This is a genomic window from Rhizobiales bacterium NRL2 (assembly GCA_001664005.1).
In the GTDB taxonomy this organism is placed as follows: Bacteria; Pseudomonadota; Alphaproteobacteria; order Minwuiales; family Minwuiaceae; genus Minwuia.
Genome location: CP016093.1, coordinates 3,975,684 through 3,996,903 on the forward strand (window position 1 = coordinate 3,975,684; position 21,220 = coordinate 3,996,903).

The 21,220-nt window shown below is 68.1% G+C and carries 22 protein-coding genes; 12 read left to right on the forward strand and 10 right to left on the reverse strand.

Going from position 1 to position 21,220, the window contains the following annotated elements:
- Positions 1-16 precede the first annotated feature (16 nt).
- The 5 genes from TEF_18580 to TEF_18600 form a co-directional block, all read right to left on the reverse strand.
- Positions 17-760, reverse strand: coding sequence for an ABC transporter (locus TEF_18580; protein ID ANK82576.1), 744 nt, complete (start codon positions 758-760; stop codon positions 17-19).
- A gap of 32 nt (positions 761-792) precedes the next feature.
- On the reverse strand, positions 793-1,230 hold the full coding sequence (locus TEF_18585; GenBank protein ID ANK82577.1) for a hypothetical protein: 438 nt from the start codon (positions 1,228-1,230) through the stop codon (positions 793-795).
- Between the two features lie 51 nt (positions 1,231-1,281).
- On the reverse strand, positions 1,282-1,731 hold the full coding sequence (locus TEF_18590) for a hypothetical protein (GenBank protein ID ANK82578.1): 450 nt from the start codon (positions 1,729-1,731) through the stop codon (positions 1,282-1,284).
- A gap of 97 nt (positions 1,732-1,828) precedes the next feature.
- Complete coding sequence (locus TEF_18595; protein ANK82579.1) at positions 1,829-2,041, reverse strand: hypothetical protein; 213 nt, start codon at positions 2,039-2,041, stop codon at positions 1,829-1,831.
- A gap of 25 nt (positions 2,042-2,066) precedes the next feature.
- Entirely contained in the window at positions 2,067-2,405 is a 339-nt protein-coding gene (locus TEF_18600; GenBank protein ID ANK82580.1) for a hypothetical protein, read from the reverse strand.
- A 312-nt stretch (positions 2,406-2,717) separates the two neighbouring features.
- Here TEF_18600 and TEF_18605 point away from each other — a divergent pair, with 312 nt between their 5' ends.
- The 11 genes from TEF_18605 (at position 2,718) to TEF_18655 (ending at position 16,072) form a co-directional block, all read left to right on the forward strand.
- Entirely contained in the window at positions 2,718-5,168 is a 2,451-nt protein-coding gene (locus TEF_18605) for an ATP-dependent protease (GenBank protein ANK82581.1), read from the forward strand.
- Entirely contained in the window at positions 5,158-5,967 is an 810-nt protein-coding gene (locus TEF_18610) for a hypothetical protein (GenBank protein ANK82582.1), read from the forward strand. The genes TEF_18605 and TEF_18610 overlap by 11 nt, the downstream gene beginning before the upstream one ends.
- A gap of 98 nt (positions 5,968-6,065) precedes the next feature.
- Entirely contained in the window at positions 6,066-7,994 is a 1,929-nt protein-coding gene (locus TEF_18615) for a cell division protein FtsH (protein ANK82583.1), read from the forward strand.
- Positions 7,995-8,065: 71 nt separating this feature from the next.
- A complete protein-coding gene (locus tag TEF_18620; GenBank protein ID ANK82584.1) occupies positions 8,066-8,446 on the forward strand; it encodes a hypothetical protein in 381 nt (126 codons plus the stop codon).
- A gap of 16 nt (positions 8,447-8,462) precedes the next feature.
- Complete coding sequence (locus TEF_18625; protein ID ANK82585.1) at positions 8,463-9,614, forward strand: thiolase; 1,152 nt, start codon at positions 8,463-8,465, stop codon at positions 9,612-9,614.
- Between the two features lie 78 nt (positions 9,615-9,692).
- Positions 9,693-9,947, forward strand: a complete 255-nt coding sequence (locus tag TEF_18630; GenBank protein ANK82586.1) for a hypothetical protein — start codon at positions 9,693-9,695, stop codon at positions 9,945-9,947.
- 25 nt (positions 9,948-9,972) lie between these two features.
- Positions 9,973-10,788, forward strand: a complete 816-nt coding sequence (locus TEF_18635; protein ANK82587.1) for a lysine decarboxylase — start codon at positions 9,973-9,975, stop codon at positions 10,786-10,788.
- Positions 10,789-10,919: 131 nt separating this feature from the next.
- A complete protein-coding gene (locus TEF_18640) occupies positions 10,920-13,022 on the forward strand; it encodes a hypothetical protein (GenBank protein ANK82588.1) in 2,103 nt (700 codons plus the stop codon).
- A 62-nt stretch (positions 13,023-13,084) separates the two neighbouring features.
- On the forward strand, positions 13,085-13,756 hold the full coding sequence (locus tag TEF_18645; protein ID ANK82589.1) for a hypothetical protein: 672 nt from the start codon (positions 13,085-13,087) through the stop codon (positions 13,754-13,756).
- Positions 13,749-15,419, forward strand: a complete 1,671-nt coding sequence (locus TEF_18650; protein ID ANK82590.1) for a hypothetical protein — start codon at positions 13,749-13,751, stop codon at positions 15,417-15,419. Before TEF_18645 ends, TEF_18650 begins: the two co-directional genes overlap by 8 nt.
- The gene (locus tag TEF_18655; GenBank protein ID ANK82591.1) at positions 15,365-16,072 is read left to right on the forward strand and encodes a hypothetical protein; all 708 of its coding nucleotides are present in this window, start codon (positions 15,365-15,367) and stop codon (positions 16,070-16,072) included. Before TEF_18650 ends, TEF_18655 begins: the two co-directional genes overlap by 55 nt.
- On the opposite strand, the gene TEF_18660 is transcribed toward TEF_18655, so the two are convergent.
- Together TEF_18660 and TEF_18665 are read right to left on the reverse strand one after the other, a co-directional pair.
- Positions 16,054-16,506, reverse strand: a complete 453-nt coding sequence (locus TEF_18660; GenBank protein ANK82592.1) for a hypothetical protein — start codon at positions 16,504-16,506, stop codon at positions 16,054-16,056. The two genes, TEF_18655 and TEF_18660, sit on opposite strands and share 19 nt — an antisense overlap.
- 52 nt (positions 16,507-16,558) lie before the next feature.
- Positions 16,559-17,221: a hypothetical protein gene (locus TEF_18665; GenBank protein ANK82593.1), complete on the reverse strand. Its 663-nt coding sequence runs from the start codon at positions 17,219-17,221 to the stop codon at positions 16,559-16,561.
- Between the two features lie 333 nt (positions 17,222-17,554).
- On the opposite strand from TEF_18665, the gene TEF_18670 reads away from it, so the two are divergent.
- A complete protein-coding gene (locus TEF_18670; GenBank protein ID ANK82594.1) occupies positions 17,555-18,772 on the forward strand; it encodes a hypothetical protein in 1,218 nt (405 codons plus the stop codon).
- A 19-nt stretch (positions 18,773-18,791) separates the two neighbouring features.
- Here TEF_18670 and TEF_18675 read toward each other — a convergent pair whose 3' ends face one another.
- The 3 genes from TEF_18675 to TEF_18685 form a co-directional block, all read right to left on the reverse strand.
- Positions 18,792-19,700 carry an ectoine hydroxylase gene (locus tag TEF_18675; GenBank protein ANK82595.1) on the reverse strand — a complete coding sequence of 303 codons (909 nt, stop codon included), beginning with the start codon at positions 19,698-19,700 and terminating at the stop codon, positions 18,792-18,794.
- A 306-nt stretch (positions 19,701-20,006) separates the two neighbouring features.
- Complete coding sequence (locus TEF_18680) at positions 20,007-20,708, reverse strand: monofunctional biosynthetic peptidoglycan transglycosylase (protein ID ANK82596.1); 702 nt, start codon at positions 20,706-20,708, stop codon at positions 20,007-20,009.
- Positions 20,709-20,735: 27 nt separating this feature from the next.
- The gene (locus tag TEF_18685) at positions 20,736-21,146 is read right to left on the reverse strand and encodes a hypothetical protein (protein ANK82597.1); all 411 of its coding nucleotides are present in this window, start codon (positions 21,144-21,146) and stop codon (positions 20,736-20,738) included.
- Positions 21,147-21,220: the final 74 nt, after the last annotated feature.

The window sequence follows — 21,220 nt, forward strand, 5'->3', positions numbered from 1 at the left end:
AGGCTGGAAAACGCCCTCACCAGGCCAGTTCCTTCGGCGAGCGGCGGCGGGCGTTCGCGGCGATCTCCGCAATCTGGCCGTCGGCGAAGCGCAGCATCCGGTCGGCCACGTCGGCGATCACAGCGTTGTGAGTGATCAGCGCCGTGGTCGTCCCCAGTTCCTCGTTGACCCTGAGAAGAGCCTCCAGCACCAGGATCCCGGTCGCGCTGTCGAGCGCGCCCGTGGGCTCATCGCAGAGAAGCAGATCGGGACGCTTGGCGATGGCCCGTGCAATGGCGACACGCTGCTGTTCGCCGCCCGAGAGCTGGGACGGAAAATGGTCGAGCCGCGCCCCCAGACCAACCAGCTCGAGCGCCTCGGCCGGACGCATCGGAGCGGGCGCGATCTCCGTCACCAGGGCGACGTTCTCCCGCGCCGTCAGACTGGGAATCAGGTTGTAGAACTGGAAAACGAAGCCGACATGGTCGCGGCGATAGCGGTTCAGCGCGCGGTCGTCGGCGCCGGTCAGTTCGTGATCCTGGAAACGGACCGTCCCCGCGGTCGGCGCATCGAGCCCGCCCAGGATGTTGAGCAGGGTCGACTTGCCGCTGCCCGACGGCCCCAGCAGCACCACCAGTTCACCTTCGTAGAGATCCAGGTCGATCCCCCGCAGAGCATGCACCTCGACCGCACCCATACGGTACACCTTGGTCAGGCCGCGGGCGGAAAGGGCGACCCGCCGGTCGCCTTCCGGACCGGAAGCCGCTTCAGTCTCCGACATCGGTTCTTCCCCCTCGCCGCGGCCGGCACGGCTCAGAGACGGCCCAGTTCATATTCCTCGCAGGAGTGGCCGAACCGTGCGAGTCCCTCCTCCAGGTAATCCGAGAGCAGCGGTTCGCCCAGCAGGTAGTCCGCGGTGCGGTCGTTGTGGGCGCGCTTCGCTTCATGCCGCAGGTCCGACCAGTCGGCCAGCCCGCCGTCACCGCGGCCCAGCCAGTAGAGCGCCACCAGGGCGTTCTGCTCGTCCTCGTTGAGGTCGTTGACGATCTCGACGATCTCCTGGACCACCGGGTCGTCCTTGTGGTCCTCCAGCACGCCGTACATCCTGTCATCGGCCGGGTTGGAGCCCGGATCGGGTTCCGTCTCGACGTCCTTCACATCGAACTCGCGCACCTTGATGATCAGGTAGCAGACCTTCTCGGGCGACAGGCCCAGAGGCGGCGGGGTCTCATCGGATGTCGAGGCTCTCATCGGACTGTCTCCACTGTTGCGTCGGTCGCGGGACCGCTGGGGCGAGACCGCTCAGACCGCAAGGACGCCTTCCAGATGAGTGGCGAGTTCCCGCGCCGTGGTCTTCGTCAGATCCTGATCGAGTTCGCCGATGACACGCTGTTTCAGCGTCTCGGGCAGCATCTGGCGCAGTTCGCCGAGGGCGCGCGGTGGCGCAACCAGAATCAGACGGTCGAACCCGCCCTTCTTCTCCACGGCTTCGAGCGCCGCCACTGCGTCCTCGAGGAATCGCCGGCCCGCCTTGCGGTGGGCGTCGCTGCGCGGCTCGATGCCATGACGGACGCCGTCCTTCGCCGAGAAGCCCGTGATCGGTTCGTGCCGGTCCAGATCCCGGCTGCGCTCGAGATGCGTATCGAGGGTGATGTCGTCAACCACGTCGACGCCCCGGCCCGGCCCGTCGTTGGCAAACACTCGCGCATGCTGATGATCGGCAACCAGGATCCAGGTGACTGTCTTCTTCATTTGATGCGCTCCTGTGAAGGCGGTGACGGACGAAAGCGCGCCCCGATGCTGCGGGACCATCACTAGGCGCCCCGCGAGCCGCGGTCGTTGATCTGGATCATTTCGCCGATCTGCGAGCCGCCGCCGCGTAGCGGCGCCGCAACTCGGTCACCTCCGCCGCGGTGACGCCGAAATAGGCGCCGATCTCGCCATCACCCAGGCCGATATCGGCGAGCGCGGCGAGCGAGGCTGCGTCCACAGGCCAGTTCATTCCCGCAACGAAGCTCTTCTGCAGCCGTTCGGTCAGCATGTCGTCGTCGGCCGGTGTCATACCGCAACCCCTCACCGGATCCAGTTCAGCCGTTGCCGGCGCCGGTCTCCCCGGCTTCCTCGACAACATGAACAATGTCGGCGCCAAAGCGCGAACAGGCTGTGCCCATCTCGCAGGCAAGTTCGGCCATCCGGCCGGTCGCTTCGGCATAGTCGGCCGCCATTTTCTGGACGAAGCCGGCATTCACCGACCAGGCCTCGGCCGCGCCCCTGCATCCGGCGAGCTTCCGGCTCCGGTCGACGTTCTCCTCGAACCTGTGTTGCATGAATCTCTGTGTCTCGTGCTGCATTTCCCGCCAGTCGTCGATCAGCGCGTGGGTCATTCCGACGAAGGCCAGGGCGCTGGAACCGTTGGCCTCGGCCAAACGGGAGAAAGGAAATGCCGTTGCGGCGTTGTCGCTACCGACGGTTCTTGCGCGGTTCGTATGCGTGCTCATCTCTGATGCCCCAATGCCGGACTAATTCCATCCATCCCGAGGGCGCCGCAGCAATCGCCTTGCCGACAGGTTGACGAAACGTTAACCGCGTCGCCGGGGACCGGCATTGATTCAGGTCAATCCTTGCGGCTGTCTTCAGCACGAAGCACATCGGCGGTGCAATTGCGATGGATCAATCCCCAGCCATGATCCGTTAGGCTAGTCTGCATCCGACGCGCCGATGAACGAGAGGAAGCCGCAATGACCGACAGCAGCGCCACGGCCGCGCCATCCGGCACAGAACTTCCGGCCGACCGGCTGCGCTGGCGCTGCGATCCGGGAACGTTCGACTTCGATACGTCCGCCGACCTTGCTGACCCGGGCGAGCCCATCGGACAGCCGCGCGCGATCGAGGCCATCGGCTTCGCCATCGACATGGACCGGCCGAACTACAACCTGTTCGTCCACGGGCCCGAGGGCTTCGGCAAGCACGGCATCGTCACCGCCATGCTGGAGCGTCATGCCGCCGGGCGGCCGGTGCCGCCGGACCTCTGCTACGTCAACAACTTCGACGACGAACGGGCGCCCATCGCCGTACAGCTGACCGCGGGTCATGGCCGGCGGCTGAAAACCGATGTCGACGCCTTCGTGCGCGACCTGGGCAACATCCTGCGCTCGGCCTTCGAGGGCGAGCAGTACCGCAACCGCCGCCAGACCATCGAGGACGAGCTGAAGGAGCGTCAGGAAGAGGTGCTGAAGGGCCTGGACCGCGATGCGCGCGCCGCCGGGCTGGCGCTGATGCACACGCCGATGGGTTTCGTCTTCGCGCCCATGCGCAATGGCGAGGTCATCAAGCCCGAGGTCTTCGAACGGCTGACCGAAGACGAAAAGGAAGGCTTTCAGGAATCCATCAGACAGTTCCAGGAACGGCTGCAGCGCGACCTCAGACAGGTGCCGGTCTGGATGAAGGAAACCCAGGAACGGATCCGGGAACTGAACCGGGAGACCGCGGGCTTCGCCGCGGCGCCGATGATCGGCGAACTGCGCGCCGCCTATGGCGACGTGGAGAAGCTGTCCGCTTTCCTCGACGCCGTGGAACGGGACATCGCGGCCAATGTGGACGCCATCCTGCAGCAGCCCCAGGGCGGCGGCGAGGCGATGCTGCCCGCCGGACAGGACGGCCATCCCGTCACCCGGCGCTATCGCGTCAACCTGCTGGTCGACAACGGGGACTGTGCGGCCCCGCCTGTACTGTTCGAGGATTCGCCGGGCTTCGACCAGTTGCTGGGCCGCATCGAGCACCAGGCCCGTTTCGGCACGCTGCACACCGACTACCTTCTGGTCCGCCCCGGGGCGCTGCACCGCGCCAATGGCGGCTATCTGATTCTCGACGTCCGTCAGGTGCTGACGCGCCCGATGGCCTGGGACGGGCTGAAGCGGGCGCTGACGGCGCGCCAGCTCCGCATCCGCCCCCTGGCCGACGAAATGGGCATGCTCGCCACCTCGTCGCTCGAGCCCGAGCCGGTCCCCCTGGATGTGAAGGTGGTGCTGATCGGCGACCCCCGCCTCTACGCCATGCTGTCGGCGCTGGACCCCGAATTCCCCCGCCTGTTCAAGGTCGCGGCCGAGTTCGACGACCGGATCGAACGCGAGGAGGAGGCCATCGGACCTTATGTCCGCATGCTGGCGGCCATCGCCCGGCGCGAGGGACTGAAGCCGCTGGACCGCGGCGGCATGGCGGCGGTGCTGGAGGAGGCCGTGCGCCACGCCGGGGATTCGGAGCGCCTGACCCTGCACCACGAGGCGCTGGCCGACCTGCTCAGGGAAGCCGACTACTGGGCCGGCCAGCGCAGGGACGACGCCGTCACCGCAGAAGCGGTAACGCGCGCGCTGGACGCGCGGCGGCGGCGCGGAGAACGCATCCGCGAACGCATGCTGGAACAGATCGAGCGCGGCACGATCCGCATCGAGACCGAAGGCGCCGCAACGGGCGCCATCAACGGTCTGGCCGTCTACCAGATGGGCGAGTTCTCCTTCGGCAAGCCCAGCCGCATCACCGCCCGCGTCCGTCTGGGCCGCGGCGACGTGGTCGACATCGAGCGTGAGGTCAAGCTGGGCGGGCCGACCCACTCGAAGGGCGTGCTCATCCTGACGGGATTCCTGAGCGGCCGTTTCGGCGGTCGCCAGCCGCTGTCGCTCAACGCCAGCCTCGTCTTCGAACAGTCCTATGGCGGCGTCGACGGCGACAGCGCCTCGTCCACCGAGCTCTACGCCCTGCTGTCGGCGATCTCCGGCATTCCGATCCGCCAGTCGTGGGCGGTCACCGGCTCGGTCGACCAGTATGGCAACGTCCAGGCCATCGGCGGCGTGAACGAGAAGATCGAGGGCTTCTTCGACGTCTGCAACGCGCGCGGACTGACCGGCGACCAGGGCGTCCTGATCCCGGCCAGCAACGTCAAGCACCTGATGCTGCACCCGCGGGTCGTCGACGCTGTCCGCGAGGGCCGTTTTCACATCCATGCGGTCGAACATGTCGACCAGGGAATCGAGCTCCTGACCGGGACCGCGGCCGGACAGGCCGACGACAAGGGCGTCTACCCGGAAGGCACGGTCAACCGGGCCGTCCAGGACCGGCTGGAGGAGTTCAACGACATCCGCCGGGAACTGGCGCGGTCCGCGGAAGGTCCCGGAGGCGAGCGCGATGGCCAGTGACGCGCCGAAGGGCGGCAGTCTCTACCTCGCGCTGGACTGCGCCGACGCCGACCCGGAAGCCGTCGAGCAATCCGTCCTGCTCGCCGCGCGGGAGGGCCGCGCCCTGGTGCTGGTCACGGTCGAACGCGCCGACTGGGCGGTCGCAGCCAGCCTGTCCGTGACCCAGCTCGTCCGGGGCCACGATCTGAAGACCGAGGCCGTCGACGCCGGCGGCATGGATCGGATGCTGGGCCTCTGGAGCGCGCGCACGGAGATGGCGGTCGCCGAACTGGCGCGGCGGCATGGCGTCGTGCTCCGCCAGGAGCGGCGGCGCGGACGGCTCGACATCGTGCTCGAACAGGTCCTCGGCGCGGACGACTGGCTCAGCCTGGTACTGCCGGCGGGCCGCGGCGAACGGGAGGCGGAACTGGACGCGATCGCCCGCCTGGCCGGCGCCTTCGGCCATCCTCTGATGATCAGCGCGCGTCAGCGGCGCGGCCGGCGGCCGGTGCTGCTGCTCCATGGCGGGGGCGACGCGGCGCTGGCCCGGGCGATCCTTCTCGCCTCCCTGCGGAAGAGTGCGCTGAAAGTCTGGCTTCGCCCGGGCAACGCCGCGAATGCGGACGCGATCAGGCGCCAGGCCGAGGCCGCCGACGTCCCTGTGGAGATCGAAACCGTGGAGGAAGAAGGGCTTCTGGCGCGCCTGGCGGCGTTCGACGCTGCGGCCATCGTGCTGGACCGTCACGGCGGCGCGTCCGGCGGGATCGATCCGGCCAGGGTGCTGGAGGCGCGGAGGTCAGCCGATATCTGCGTCATATGATGCCGCCGGGCCGGCGGGGTTGATGCAGATCAATGCCGGTCGCCGGCCGATCCCGGATCGTGCCGCCGCAGCTTGAGAAGGCACGTGGACGTGATGGAATGAGCGAACAGCCGAAAAGGCCGAAGCGGACAGCGATCCCGATGTTCGTCTGGGTGATGATCGGCTTCATGTTCTACGCCATGTTCCTGGCGTTTCAGGGCATCGAGAGCCGGCAGGTCGCCTATTCCGAGTTCAAGACGATGGTGGAGAAGGGCGAGATCGCCTCGGTCACATTCAGCGACCGGACCATAGAAGCCGAGCTGGCGCCGACTGCATCCGGCCCTCTGGGCGAGTCCTCCGTGCGCGTGAATTCACACCTGCCACCGGTCGACGACCCGGAACTTCTCGCCATGCTGGAGGAACATCAGGTGGAGATCCGCGCCCGGGAAAGCGGCGGCGGCGCCTTGGGCTGGATAGCCGGTCTGGTGCCGTGGCTGCTGATCTTCGGCGTCTGGTATCTGCTCTGGCGGCGGATGTCCGGCGGGCTTGGCGGGATGGGCGGCATCGGCCGGGATGGACTGGGCGACTTCCTGAAAGGCCGCGCCAGAAAGGTCGAACAGACCGAGACCCCGAAGACCCGATTCGCCGATATCGCCGGTCAGGACAACGCCAAGGGCGAGGTCGCCGAGCTGTTGGAATTCCTGCGCAGTCCCGAGCGCTACGAGCGGCTGGGCGCGGAGATGCCGCACGGCATCCTGCTCGAGGGTCCGCCCGGCACCGGCAAGACCATGCTGGCGCGCGCCCTTGCCGGGGAGGCAGGCGTGCCATTCTTCAGCATTTCCGCATCCGAGTTCATCGAGGTCTTCGTCGGCGTCGGCGCCTCCCGCGTGCGCAAGTTGTTCGAGGAGGCGAAGAAGGCCGCGCCCTCCATCATCTTCATCGACGAACTGGACAGTGTCGGCCGTGTCCGCGGGGCGGGCCTCGGCGGCGGCCACGACGAGCGCGAGCAGACCCTGAACCAGATCCTGGCCGAAATGGACGGCTTCGAGGGCCATGAGGCAGTGGTGGTCCTGGCCGCGACCAACCGGCCCGACGTGCTCGACCCGGCCCTGCTGCGTCCTGGCCGCTTCGACCGCCATGTCACGCTGGAACTCCCCGATTCCGAGGCCCGGAAGGCAATCCTGGAAGTCCATTGCCGCAAGGTGCCGCTGGACAGGGACGTCGATCTGGACCGCGTCTCCAGGGCGACGCCGGGCTTCTCGGGCGCGGATCTGAGGAATCTGGTCAACGAGGCCGCCATGGCCGCCGCCCGCGAGAGCCGGGAGCACGTGACCATGGCGCACTTCGAGGAAATGCGCGACCGCATCATCATGGGTACAGTCCGCACCATGGCGATCCATGAAGAGGAAAGGCACCGTCTCGCGGTCCACGAATCCGGCCACACCGCCCTCGCCTACTACCTGCCGAACACCGATCCGCTGCACAAGGTGACCATCATCCCCCGCGGCAGGGCGCTGGGCGGCACGCACCAGCTCCCGGAGATCGAGCGCCATACGCTGGCCGAGGACTATCTGAAGGACCGTCTCGCCGTCATGCTTGGCGGCCGGGCCGCCGAGAAGGTGTTCCTCGACAGCCTGAGTTCCGGCGCCGACGAGGACATCCGCATGGCGACCCAGCTCGCACGATGGATGGTGGGACGCTGGGGCATGTCGGAGGAGGTCGGCCCCGTCGACGTCCGCGACAGCGAGGACCATCCCTTCCTCGGCCGCGAGATCGCCCAGCCGCGCCATTTCTCGGAGGCGACGGCGGCGGCGGCCGATGCGGCGGTGCGGCGCTATCTGGTGGAAGCGGAGGAGCGCGCCTCCGCGGTTCTGAAAGGTCATCGCCGGCAGATCGAGCAGCTCGTCGACGCGCTGGAGAAGCGGGAGACGCTGGACCGCAACGAGATCGCGGTCTGCCTCGGACCGAAGGAGGTCGGCGGCAGGTCCAGACGCTCGGAGTCGCCCGGCGGCCAGCAGGACGCCAGGCGGCGCGACACCGAGGACTGAAGGAAGAAGCCGAGTTGCGCCCGGCTCGCATGCGGGCCACTCTCGCTGCGTCATCCGAAGGGGAGGAAACGATGACCGCCGACCGATCGGGCGTGAAGCCCGAACAGGAGTACATCGCGCATCTGGAAGCAGGCCGTTTCATGCTGCTGCGCAGCCGCGGCAGCGGACGCTGCATGTTCTATCCGCGCGTGGCCGAGCCCGGCACCGGCGCCACCGATCTCGAATGGGTGGAGGCGTCGGGTCACGGCACCGTCTATTCGACGACGGCCGTGCAGCAGAAACCGCCGAAGGAATCCTACAACGTCGCCCTGATCGATCTGGCCGAAGGCCCCCGCATGATGAGCCGGGTCGAAGGCATACCCGCCGGAGAAGTGGAGATCGGCATGAAGGTGAAGGCCCGGATCGCCCGCGAGAATGACCGGCCCATCGTCGTCTTCGACCCCGACTGGTGAGCGGAGGCCAGCAATCATGAACGGATTTCCCCGCGGCAAGGCCGCCATCGTTGGCAGCGCCACGTACGGCATTGGCGAGGCGCCGGGCCTCTCCAGCATGGACATCGCCGTCAACGCCAGCATCGGCGCGCTGGAACAGGCAGGGATGACGCCGGCCGACGTCGACGCGCTCTATATCTGTCTGCCCGACAACATGCTTTCGGGCCTCGGCTTCGCCGAGTATCTGGGCCTCCGCCCGAAGATCACCGAAAACAACCGCACCGGCGGCTCGGCCTTTCTGACCCACCTGGCGTCGGCCTGTCTCGCGCTCGACGCGGGGCTCTGCGACGTGGCGCTGATCGCCTATGGCAGCAATCAGCGGTCCGCCGCGGGCAAGCTGGTTTCAGCGGCCGCACCGGATCCCTGGGAAGGTCCGTACAAGCCGCGCCTGCCGGTCTCGGCCTACGCCCTGGCGGCCGCGCGCCACATGCACGAATACGGCACCACGCCGGAGCAGCTGGCGGAAGTCGCCGTCTCGGCCCGGCAATGGGCCAACCTCAATCCGGACGCATTCATGCAGGGCGACCTCTCGGTGGACGAGGTGCTGTCGGCGCGCCGGGTCTCGACCCCGCTGGGCGTTCGCGACTGCTGCCTGGTCACCGACGGCGGCGCGGCCGTGGTGCTCACCCGCGCCGACCGCGCGAAGGACCATGCCGCCAAGCCGGCCTATGTGCTGGGCGCGGCGGCGGCGACCACGCATCAGAACATCTCCCAGATGCCCGACCTCACCGTCACGGCGGCAGCCGAGTCCGGCCCCCGCGCCATGGCGCAGGCGGGTGTGAAGCCCTCCGATATCGACGTGGTGGAACTCTACGACGCCTTCACCATCAACCCGATCCTGTTCATGGAGGACCTGGGCTTCTGTCCCAAGGGCGAAGGCGGCCGATTCTTCGAGGGCGGCCGCACCGCGCCGGGCGGCGAGATTCCGGTCAACACGAACGGCGGCGGGCTGTCCTGCGTCCATCCCGGCATGTACGGCCTGTTCACCGTGGTCGAGGCCGTCGCCCAGGTGACGGGCGCCGCCGGCGCGCGACAGGTCCAGGGGGCGAAACTGGCGCTGGCGCATGGCAATGGCGGGTTCCTGTCCAGCCAGGTCACGGCGGTGATCGGCGCCGGGGAGACGCTGTAGACGGGGCCGGTTGTGGAGCCGGCCCGACGCGCCCATATCCGCTGTCCAGGCAGATTTTCAAAGGATACAGAGCGCGCCATGAAGTGCCCCATCGACAACGAAACCCTTGTCATCACGGACCGCAGCGGGGTCGAGATCGATTACTGCCCCAAGTGCCGCGGTGTCTGGCTGGACCGTGGCGAACTGGACAAGATCATCGAACGCGCCGCCGCGCAGATGCCGCCCGACGCCGGCCGGCATGACCGCTCCGACAAGAGCGGCTATCCGGAGGGCCGCACGCCCTATCGCAAGAAGAAGCGCGAATCCTTCCTCAGCGAACTGTTCGATTTCTGAGCGGCCGGGAGGAAGGGGAACGGATATGGCCAAGGATCCCGGACACAGGCTGAAGGCCTACAACAATCCCGAGTTCATGAGCGGACGGGATGCGCGTCCGCTGCGCATTCTCTCGGAATATGTCGAACCGCTGAGCCGCTTCGAGCGGCACGAGGTCAACGACACCATCGTCTTCCTCGGCTCGGCGCGGCTGAAGGCGAAGGCCGATGCGGAACAGGCCCTGCGGGAGGCCGAAGAGGCCGGCGAGGGCCTCGACCGCGCGAGACGGGATCTGGAGATGTCGCGCTACTACGAGGCGGCGCGGGAACTGGCGGCGCGCCTGACCCGCTGGTCGAAGGGCCTGGAAAGCGACGCACAGCGCTTCGTCGTCTGCACCGGCGGCGGCCCCGGCATCATGGAGGCGGCCAATCGCGGCGCCTCGGAAGCGAAAGGCGTCAATGTCGGCCTGACCATCTCCATTCCGCTGGAGGAATTCGACAACCCCTATGTCACCCGGGGCCTGGACGTGCACTTCCACTACTTCTTCATGCGGAAGTTCTGGTTTCTCTACCTGGCCAAGGCGGTGCTGGTCTTTCCCGGCGGCTTCGGCACGCTGGACGAACTGTTCGAGATCCTGACCATGGTGCAGACCCGGAAGATGCGGAAACGGCTGCCCATCGTGCTGTTCGGCACCGATTACTGGGACCGCATCGTCGACTTCGACGAACTTGCCCGCCACGGCACGATCGACGCGCGCGACGTCGAACTGATGCACCGCACCGATTCCATCGACGACGCCTTCGAGTTCGTCACCGGGGAGCTTCTGGAATACAACCTCGACGCGCCTGGCGCGCGCCTTTGAACGCAGGATCCGTCCCGCCCCGTTAACTTCGCCTTGATGTGACCCGGCCAGCATGGGGCCGAGTTGTGTCACGTTCGAACTCCGCTATTGTCGGGCGTGATTGGGGCCGCGTCGAGGGGAAGGGCCGCGTCGTGAAGAAGCTGCGGCTGAGGCCGATCATCCTGATCCTGTTCGCTGTCCTGACGGTGCCGGTCGTGGTGGCGATCGTCGCCATCAACTACATCGCCAACGACCGCACCGCACGCGCCAACGCCTATGATCTGGTCGAACGCTTCCGGGGCGAAGCGCTGCAGAACATCCAGAACACCTTCGATCCCATCAAGTCGCTGGTGCGCAGCGCCGCCGAGGTGGGCGAGGCTTCGCCCGGCTTCTACGGCGACAACGGCTCGCTGCCCTATCTGCTGACCATCCTGCGCCACAGCGACCGCATGGTGGCGATGTATGTCGGCCAGGAGGACGGCTCCTTCCGCCAGGCCCGGCGGCTTGTCGCGGACCGCGGAGTCGATGGCGATCCCGCGCCGCCCGAGTCCGAGTTCGCCCTGCGGTGGATGCCGCCCCTGGGCGGCGACGGCCAGCGGCTCGACAACTTCGCCTATCTGGACGAAGCTGGCCAGTTGCTGGGCCAGGCCAGCCGCGCGACCGGCTATGACCCGCGGGTCCGGCCCTGGTACCGGCAGACGGTGGAGGCCGGAGAGCTCTACATCACCGATCCGTCGGTATTCGCGATCTTCGATCTGATCGGCTTCACGGTGTCCGCGCCCTATCACGACGGCGACCGCCTTCTGGGCGTGGCCGCGGTCGACATCACGCTGGACGGCCTTTCGGACTACCTGGCCGAGAACCGGATCAGCCCGGGCACGCGCAGCTATATCCTGGACCATGGCGGGCGGGTCATTGCCAATTCGGAGGGCGCGCGCACCTACGCGACCCGCGACGGACAGCTGGAAATCCGTCACGTCACCTCGCTGGAGGAGGAACTGCCAGCGATCGCCTTCAGCGCCCGTCCACGGGACGGCTCCGACAGGCTCTACACCTTCCGTCACGGCGGGCGGGAATATGTCGCCACCCTGTCCACCCTGAAGCCCGAGTTCGGCAAGCGCTGGCAGCTCTTCATCGTCACGCCGATCCACGAATTCACCGCGGCGCTGGAGAAGAACAATATCCGCCTGCTGGCCCTGGGCCTGGGCGCCCTCGTCCTGCAGATTCTGATCATCTGGGTCTTTTCCGGCGTGGTTTCCAAGCCGCTCGAACGGCTGGCGATGAAGGTCAGCGCTCTCCAGGAACCGGGCCGCAACGATTCGCCCCCGCTCGATTCCTCGATCAGGGAGGTGGCGGTCCTTTCGCGCGCCGTCGAGACCCTGGACAAGACCGTCCGGTCCTTCGCCGCCTTCGTGCCCTGGGGCCTGGTGCGCCAGCTGGTGGATTCGGAGCGGAAGCTGGAACTGGGCGGCCAGAGCCGGTTCCTGACGATCTTCTTCTCGGACCTGGAATCCTTCTCCACGCTGTCGGAAGAGCTGCCATCCCGGGAGCTGATGCTCAGGGTCTCCGCCTATCTGGAGACGGTGACGCGTGCTGTGAACCGCGAAGCGGGCACGATCGACAAGTTCATCGGCGACGGGGTCATGGCCTTCTGGGGCGCGCCCAACCTGCTGGAGGATCACGCCTGGCACGCCTGCGTCGCCGCCATGCGCATCCAGCGCGAGATGGTCGCCGTGAACGAACGCTGGACGGGCAAGGACGATCGGCCGCTGAACGTCCGAATCGGCATTCACAGCGACGCGGTGCTGGTCGGCAATGTCGGCTCCGCCGAGCGCATGAGCTACACGGTCATGGGCGACGGCGTGAACGTCGCTGCGCGACTGGAAGGCATCAACAAGGTCTACGGCACCCGCGTCTGCATCAGCCACAGCGTCTTCAAGGAAGCGGGCGACCGTCTGCTGGTCCGGCCGATCGAGGACGTGGCGGTCAAGGGCCGGCGTACCACCATTCCGATCTACGAACTGCTGGGCGTGCGCGGCGCGGCCGCCGAGCTGGAGCCCGACGAGCGGGCCGTGATCCTGGCCGAGATGACCCGGCGGGCCTACAACGCGCTGGTCGCCGGCGACAAGGAAGCGGCGTTGCGTCACTACAGGGAGGTGCTGGCGTCGTTCCCCGAGGATACGGTGGCCAGGCGGATGATCGCGAGCGTCGAGGCGACCATGCAGGACGCGGCCGCCCGGCCGCCCGCATGCTGAGTGGGGCCGGCCGCATCCTGCATGTCAATCGAATGGGAGATCATTTGTCAGCGAATCCCGCATTGCGTCCCAGCGAGTACACCGCGGCCCTGATCCAGGCGCTGCGCCAGCGCCGGCACGTCGTCGAAGGCGCGGACGCCCTGGAGATCGGTTTCGGCAGCGGCGTCGTGCTGGCCGCCCTCGGCGCCATGGGCGCCGGGGCGCTGTGCGGCGTCGACATCGAGGCGGAAGCGGTCGAATCGGGCGCCGCCCTGCTCCGCGATCTGGGCCTGGCAGAGGTATCGACCCTGCACCGCGGCGACATGTGGGGGCCGGTCGCCGGCCGGCGCTTCGGTCTGATCGTGGCCAACCTGCCCCACTTTCCCATGCCGCCGGCGGAATATGGCGGACGGCGGCCGAGCTGGAATTCCGGCGGCGCGGACGGCCGGCGCTATCTCGAGGTGTTCGTCTCGGGACTGAGCGAACATCTTGCCCCCGGTGGCCGGGCCCTGCTGACCCACAACGCCTTCTCGGGGCTCGTTGCCACGAGGGCCCAGGTGGAGAGCGCCGGCCTGGCGATGCGCCCGGCGCTGACCACGCTGGTCCATATCACCGAGGAGAAGCTGGCCCGGATGACGGCGACGGTCCTCGCCCGCGAAGAAGGCCGCACGATCTTCCGCTACGGCCCCTATGTCTTCGGCGAAATGCTGGTGGTCGAGATCGCCCGGCCCGGGGATCTGGACGCCGATGGCTAGCCGGCCGCTCCCGTTCATCGGCGGACTGACCGCCCTGCTGCTCCTGCTCTGGACGGCGGGCGGGACGGCTGCGGCGGACCAGCGACCGGACGCGGCCCTGCAGGCCCTGCTTTCCGATGCCCGCGCGCAAGCCGCCCGGCCCGGCGCCTGCGCCGACCCGGCCGCCGATGCCCTGGTCCGCATCCTCTGCGATGGCGAGATCCGCATCGGCGCACGGCATCACTATCCGCTGTTCGGCGAAATGACCGATGGTAAATACAGCGGCTACGACGTCGACGTCGGCCGCGCCATCGCCGCCCGGCTCGGCGTCGGTGTCGACTACGCACGGGTGAACGCCGCCAACCGCATCCCCATGCTGGCGGAGGACCGGATCGACCTGATCATCGCCACCATGGGCCACAACACGCCGCGCGACGGCCAGGTTCGCTTCGTCCGCCCGCACTACTACCGTTCGGAAACCATCCTTGTCGGTCCGCGCGAACTGGAGGTGAAGGACTGGACCGACATCGCGGGCCGCAGCATCTGCGTGACCATCGGCAACGGCTCCAACCAGAACATGGTTTCGCAGGGCGCGCGGCTGATGCTGTTCGACAACGCGGGCGCCCTGCCCGAGCGGCTGCAGGACGGCACCTGTACGCTCGCCGCCCAGGACGACAGCTTCTTCGCCTACTACTTCGCCCAGCCGGCCTTCGCCGCGCGCTACGATGTCAAATTCGGCTTTGCCCAGGTGCCCTGGGGCATGGCGGTCGCCCGCACCGGCAGCCAGCGGCTGGGCGACGCCCTGGACCTGGTCAGTCAGATCTTCCACCGCGACGGCGTCTTTCTGCGGCTGGCGCAGGAGAACCGGATCCGCACCGTCTTTCTGGAGGCGCAGCAGGCGATCTGGAGCAGCGCCGCCTGCAATCACCCCGCGGGCAATGACGACCCCGCCTGCGTGCTGCCGGCACTGGACGCGGCGATCGAGCCGACGGAGTTCGCCGCACGTGTCGAAGCCTTCGAGGCATGGATGAAGGACCGCACGGGCGTCGCGCTCAGCCTCGCCATGCTGAAGACGAAGCCCGCCTGGACCCTGTTCTGGTCGGGTGTGGTCAACTCCCTGATGCTCGTCGCCGGCGCGCTGGCCGCGACCATGGCATTCGCGCTGCTCATCGGCGCCATGTTCACCGCCCGCGCCGCGCCGCTCCGCTGGGCCGCGCGCGCGCTCACCATGGTGCTGCAGTCCTCGCCCATTGTGCTCACCCTGGTGATCGTGGCCACCCTGGCGCACGCACTGTTCGCCTACTCCACCGCGGTGGCCCTCTGCGCCACCATCGTCGCACTCGGCCTCGCCAACGGCTGCAATGCGGGGCAGGCGATCTCCGAGGCCATGCGCACGCTGCGCGCCGAGGGCGCGGCGGATGGCGGCCTGTTCCAGCGCGCCGTGGCCCTCTCGGCGACCCAGATCGTCTCCTTCCTGGTGAACGCGACCAAGGGAACGCCCATCGCCGCATTCGTCGGCGCGCCGGAACTGCTGAGCGCGCTGACCGACATCACCTCCTTCGCCAGCGGCCGGGCGACCACCTATGGCCTGCTGCTGGTCTTCTACATCCTGGTGGTGATGGCGGTGATGTGGGGCTGCGGGCGGCTGCGCCTCTGGCTCGAGCGGCGGCAGGCGGCGGCATGATCCGGCTCGAAACGATCATGGACGAATTCCTGCCCCGTTTCCTGTCGGGCATGACCGTGAATTTCGAGATCGCGGCCATCGCGCTCGCCGTCGGCCTGGGGCTGGGTCTGCTCCTGGCGCTGGCGCGGCTGGGACCGGGAGCCGTCCGTGCGCCGGCGATCCTGCTGCTGGGCGTGATGCGGGCGGCGCCGACATTCGTCGTGATGTTCTTCCTGCTGAACGCCATCCCGCGAGAGGCGGTGCTGTTCGGCGTGAACGTCTCGCCGTCGGGCGTCATGACGGTGGCGCTTTCCCTGGTGCCCTATTCGGCGGCCTACGTCGCCGACAACGGTGTCGAGGCGTTGCGCCGGTTCAGGGCCGGGTCGCGGCTGGGGGCGCTGCTCTTCCTGCCCAACGTGACCCGGGTCTTCTTCGTGCTGGTGATGTCGTCGAGCACCGGCGCCGCCATCGGCGTTCACGAGGGCATCGCGGTGATCCTGCAATTCGCCGACCGCATGCCGCATCTGGGCGACAAGCTGGTGCTGTTCGGGATCGGCGTGCTGTGCTTCGGGGCGGTGCTGCAGGGCGGCTTTGCGCTGATCAACCTGCTGCACCGTCATCTGGGCCGCAGGGTGGCGGCCGGCCTGGCGGCAGCTCAGACGCCGAAGGGATAGGTCTCCGGGACGCCCTCGAGTTCCTTCGTTTCCAGCGGCCGGACCGCGCGCGTCGTTCCGAACCAGATGTATTCGTCGAACTGCGCCGGCAGGATGGCCTGGAAGTAGTGGCTCGCCCGTTCCGTGCGCGGGCGGTAGATCACGCCGATGGCGCGCTGCAACCGGGCCTCGCCGAGCTGTTCGCGCAGGGTTTCGCCGCCATAGCGGAGCGGCAGCAGGAAGGCCTCCGGACCGGCGGCATGCCACCATGAAGGGTTGGGAGATCGTCTGCTCTTCCCCGATCGGCGGCGGCGAGTCCTCGTAGGCAATTCGGCCATCTCCTCCGACGCGAACATCTGCCTCGGCACGGCGCGGAAGGCCCGCAGAACCTGTTCGTCACGGACCCCGCGCGCGGCGACCTGGCGTTCGACCATGGTTTCGATGGCGCCGTTCATTCGATCCTCCCCAAGCTGGTGGCGAGCTCACGGATCCCGGCCAGTCGTACCTTTACCCGGCGTGCCGGAGCACGGTTATGGAATCCGCGTCGATGTCGGGTTCGGTATTGAACAGGCCCGCGGCATCCATCTCACCGGACACGGAAACGAGGTCGCCGACATCGACATCCTCATCGATCGCCGGGCGGTCCAGATCGCCCCCGTCGACATTCACGGTCCGGCCGCCGACATCGACCATGAGTTCGTTGCCGGATATCGCCACGACCCGTCCCGTAACCGACAGGAACTCGTCGTCCGAGGCGGTGGCGATCCTGTCGAGGCCCGCCGCGGTATGGGCGCCCACGGCGCGGTCATGACGGAGACCGTCCTCACGATCAGCATAGAAATACTCGTTGAGTCGGGGGACATAGACCGAATCCGCCTCGATCGAACGGCGATCGTAGAAGTCCTCGTCGACTTCCCCCGATACGGTCACGCGGTCGCCGACCCTGAGCCAGTTCTCCGCGTCGACCTCGTGTTCGTCCATCTCGACCGCGATTCCGCCTCCGGGATAGACTAGGACGAAATCGTCGTCCTCGACCGATTCCACGGTCCCTGTGAGGCTGATCCATTCCTCGTCCTCACCGATGGCGGCGCGGTTGTCGGCCGCAGCCGCCGGCGCGGCCAGCAGCGCTGCGGCGCAGCAGATGCCCAGATAGCCCTTGCGATTGGTCATGGTTCATTCCTCCGCTTCGTTGCGGCGGCGGTCGCGGGGGATCGCTGGCGGCAATGCGTCAGGATCGCGCCGTTGACCGGCGCCCTGGTTCTTCGTTGGCCCGGAAGATGAGAACGCGCCGGCGCGTTGCAAGGCCCGAACAGGCCGGCAACGGCTTTGTCACAGGGGCGGGATGAAGCCGCGCATGGGCCGATGTACACGGGGCCGGGCGCCGGCATGCCTGCTGCCCGCGCCAACGTCTTCCGGTTCGCCCGCCCGACGTGCATGATCCGCACGATGGCGCGACCGCGGCGGAGATCGCGGCGGCGCAAGCGGGGGAGGCGCTGGCCGTTCATGACCGCCGGGCAAGCGAAAATCTTCTATGGCTGGATCGTGGTCGGCGCGGCCTTCGTCGGCACCTTCTTCGCCTTCGGCATCGCCTATTCATTCGGCCCGTTCTTTCCCGCCATCGAAACCGCCTTCCAGGCCAGCCGCTCGGACGTGGCGCTGGTCTCCGCCATCGCCGGCAGCCTGCTGTTCAGTCTCGGCGCCGCCAGCGGCCCGCTGGCCGACCGGCTGGGACCGGCCGCCGTCGCGTCGACCGGCATGATCCTGATCGCCTGCGGCCTGCTGGCGGCGTCGCGGGCGACCGAACTCTGGCACGTCTATCTGGCCTATGGCCTCGGCGTCGGCGTCGGCACGGGCTGTATCTACATTCCGGCGATCAGCGCCGTGCAACGCTGGTTCGTGCGCCGCCGCGGCCTGGCGTCAGGACTGGCGGTCATGGGCATCGGCGCGGGCACGCTGGTGACGCCGCCGGTGGCGAACTGGCTGATCGAACTGCAGGGCTGGCGCGGGGCGATGACCACGCTGGCGCTGGCGGTCGCGGCGATCGGCGGCCTGGCGATGCTGGCGCTGCGTCATTCGCCCGAGAAGCGCGGGCTCAACCCCGACGGCGGCCCGCCACCGGACCCCGCGGCCCCCGCAGGACCGGCCGCCACCCTGCGCGAAGCCCTGGGCGCGGGCGAATTCTGGCTGCTCGGCGCGGCGGGCATGTTCATTTCCTTCTCGCTGTTCGTCCCGCTGGTGCACATGGTTCCCTACGTGCTGGACCATGGCATGGACGAAGCGACCGGCGCATGGCTGCTCGGCGTGATCGGCGTCTCCAGCATCGCGGGACGCTTCCTGGTCGGCGTCGTGGCCGACCGGCTGGGCCGGCTGAAGACCCTGATCGGCGTCTATATCGGGCTCGCCGTGATGCTCGCCTTCTGGCACTTCGCCCGGGAAGTCCGGACCCTGGCCCTGTTCGCCGCCGTTTTCGGCACGCTCTATGGCGGCTTCGCGCCGCTGATGCCGGCGATTGTCGCCGATGTCTTCGGCGTGCGGCATCTGGGCTCGATCCTGGGCGTCAACTATTCGGGCGCCGGTCTCGGCGTGCTGCTGGGACCGACCATGGCCGGGCTGCTGTTTGACCTCACCGGCGGATACGGTCTCGCCATCGCCGTGGCCGTGGCGGGCATGCTTGCCGGCGCCGTCTGCCTCGCCGTGACCGCCGCGCGGCGGCACGAATGATACCGCGGGAGGCCCTGTCCTAGGCAGCCTGGGCCGTCGCTTCTTCGTTGCGGCGGGACGCCAGATACCAGGGCCGCGGCGCAGGCGCGGCGTATGGCGCGCGGAGCCGGTTCTCGACACTGTTGAACACCATGAAGACGTTGCTGCGCGGATCGGGCGAGATGTTGTCGGCGGAGCCGTGAAGGGTGTTGCAATCGAAGATCAGCACCGAGCCGCACGGGCCCAGAGGCGCGGATATGCCGCCGCGCTCCGCCAGCCATTTCAGGCTTTCCGTGTCGGGCGTGCCGATTACCTGCCGCCGCAGCGACGTCCGGTGATTTTCCTCCGGCGTCTCGCCCACGCAACCGACGAAGTGTCGGTGCGAGCCGGGTATCAGCATCAGCGGGCCGTTGTGCGGCGTGTTGTCGGTCAGCAGGATCGACATGCTGACCGCGCGCATCCCGGGCATACCGTCCTCGCAGTGCCAGGTCTCGAAATCGGAGTGCCAGAAGAACCCAGTACCGGCGAAGGCCGGCTTGTAGTTGATGCGGGACTGATGGACATAGACGTCGCTGCCGAGGATCTGGCGTGCGGCGTCGGCCAGCCGCGGATCGTCGGCAAGCCGCGCGAAGACGTCATCGGACTGGTGAACGGCGAAGATCGAGCGGACCTCGTCGTTCTCCGGCTCCCGGATGATCTCCTCGGCCTCCGAATCACGGCCGTCCCGGCACAGACGATCCAGCCGCGCCCGCAGCGCCCTGACCTCGTTCGCAGGAAAAAGTTCGGGCAGAAACAGGAACCCGTCCCGCTCGAAGCGGTCGAGTTGCGCATCGTCGAGGGGGCCGGTCCGGCGGGCCGCGCCATGCGCATGAATCACCGGTTCGGTGCGGGGCGCGACATAGGGTTTCGAAATGCGGCGCGAGGGATACGGGTCGCGTGGTTCTTCCATTTCCAACCTCCTTTCTTGCCCCTCGATTTCAACTCTGCAGTCCCGGGCCGGCGGCCGGCCCTTCGGCGGCGTTCGGCCGCCATGCCGGCGGCCAGCCCGTCCGACGGCCCGATCGCGGCGGCCGCCGACAGGCCCGCCTTCGGGACCGCGCTGTTCGAATGCCGACAGATCGCCCGCGGCCGTCGAAGTGGCGGCTCACGGCAACCGTGGCGTTCGTGGAGTTGGGGAAAGGGCGCGGCTTTTCAACTAGCCGTGAGGCTGAGTCGGGGAAGCCGCAGGTCCGCGGTCATTGGCGCGTCAGCCCGTTCATTCGATGCACGCCGCGAGGGGGGCGATGTCGCGCATGCGGCGGAGCAGCACGGGCACGCGCTCGCCCGCATGGCCCTGGCCCGGGCTCCAGCCGCGCGGATTGGGCAGGATCGCGGCGATGGCGGCCGCCTCCCGCGCCGACAGGGCGGCGGCACCCTTGCCAAAATAGCGATGCGCGGCAGCCTCGAAACCGAACGTGCCGATGCCCGTCTCCGCCATGTTCAGATAGATCTCCATGATCCGCCGCTTGCCGAGGAACAGTTCCACCGCCGGCGTCCAGAGCGCCTCCAGCCCCTTTCGGAACCAGCCGCCGCCCGGCCACAGGAACAGGTTGCGGGTGAGTTGCATGGAGATCGTGCTGGCGCCGCGCAGGCCGCGGCCGGCGCGGGCCTCGTCGATGGCGTCGCCGATGGCCTCCCAGTCGAAGCCGGCATGCCCGCAGAACCGGTTGTCTTCGGCCGCCAGCACCGCCAGCGGCACATGGTCCGGCAGGTCGTCCAGCGCCACCCAGCGGCGCGTCGCCCCGTCGCCTTCCAGCGCGCGTATCGCCATCAGAGGCGTCCCCGGCGGCGGCACGATACGGTAGAGCGCGCTCAGCACGACGGGGAGCAGAAGCAGGGCGACGACGGTCAGAAGAAGACGTCTCGCATACCGGCTCGCCCGGGAGCGCTTCTGCCGCGATGTGGGCGGACGGATCATCGGCTTCCCGGCGTGAAATCGCCCGGTTCAGGTCGGTGACGGGACCGCGCGGGATGAGTCGAACACCACCGGTTCGTCGAAATCGGCGCAGAGCCAGACCCGGTAGCGGCTGATCCGGTCACCGGCGAGGTCGAAGAAGCTGAACACGTCGCCGGAGATATCGCGGCCGGTCGGCGCGCGGCCGAGCCACGGCCCGACGTGCTTTCCGCTGAAGGACCACCAGGCCATCACCTCGTTGTCGCCGGCGACGATCCGTTCGACGACCAGTTCAAGCTCGCCGACATTGCGCCGGAAGCCCACGACGTGCGCAACCAGCCCCTCGCGGCCGGGCGGTCCGCCGAACGCCTGGTTGGCCTCGTCGACCATGTCGGGCTGGGCCAGTTCCTCGATGAGTTCGAGCCGGCCCTTCGCGGCAACCTCCAGAAGGTAGGTTTCCATCAGCTGTCTTGGTGTGCGTTTCATGGCGCCATCATGCGCCGCGCCGTGCGGCAGGACAACTCCGCGGCCTGCAC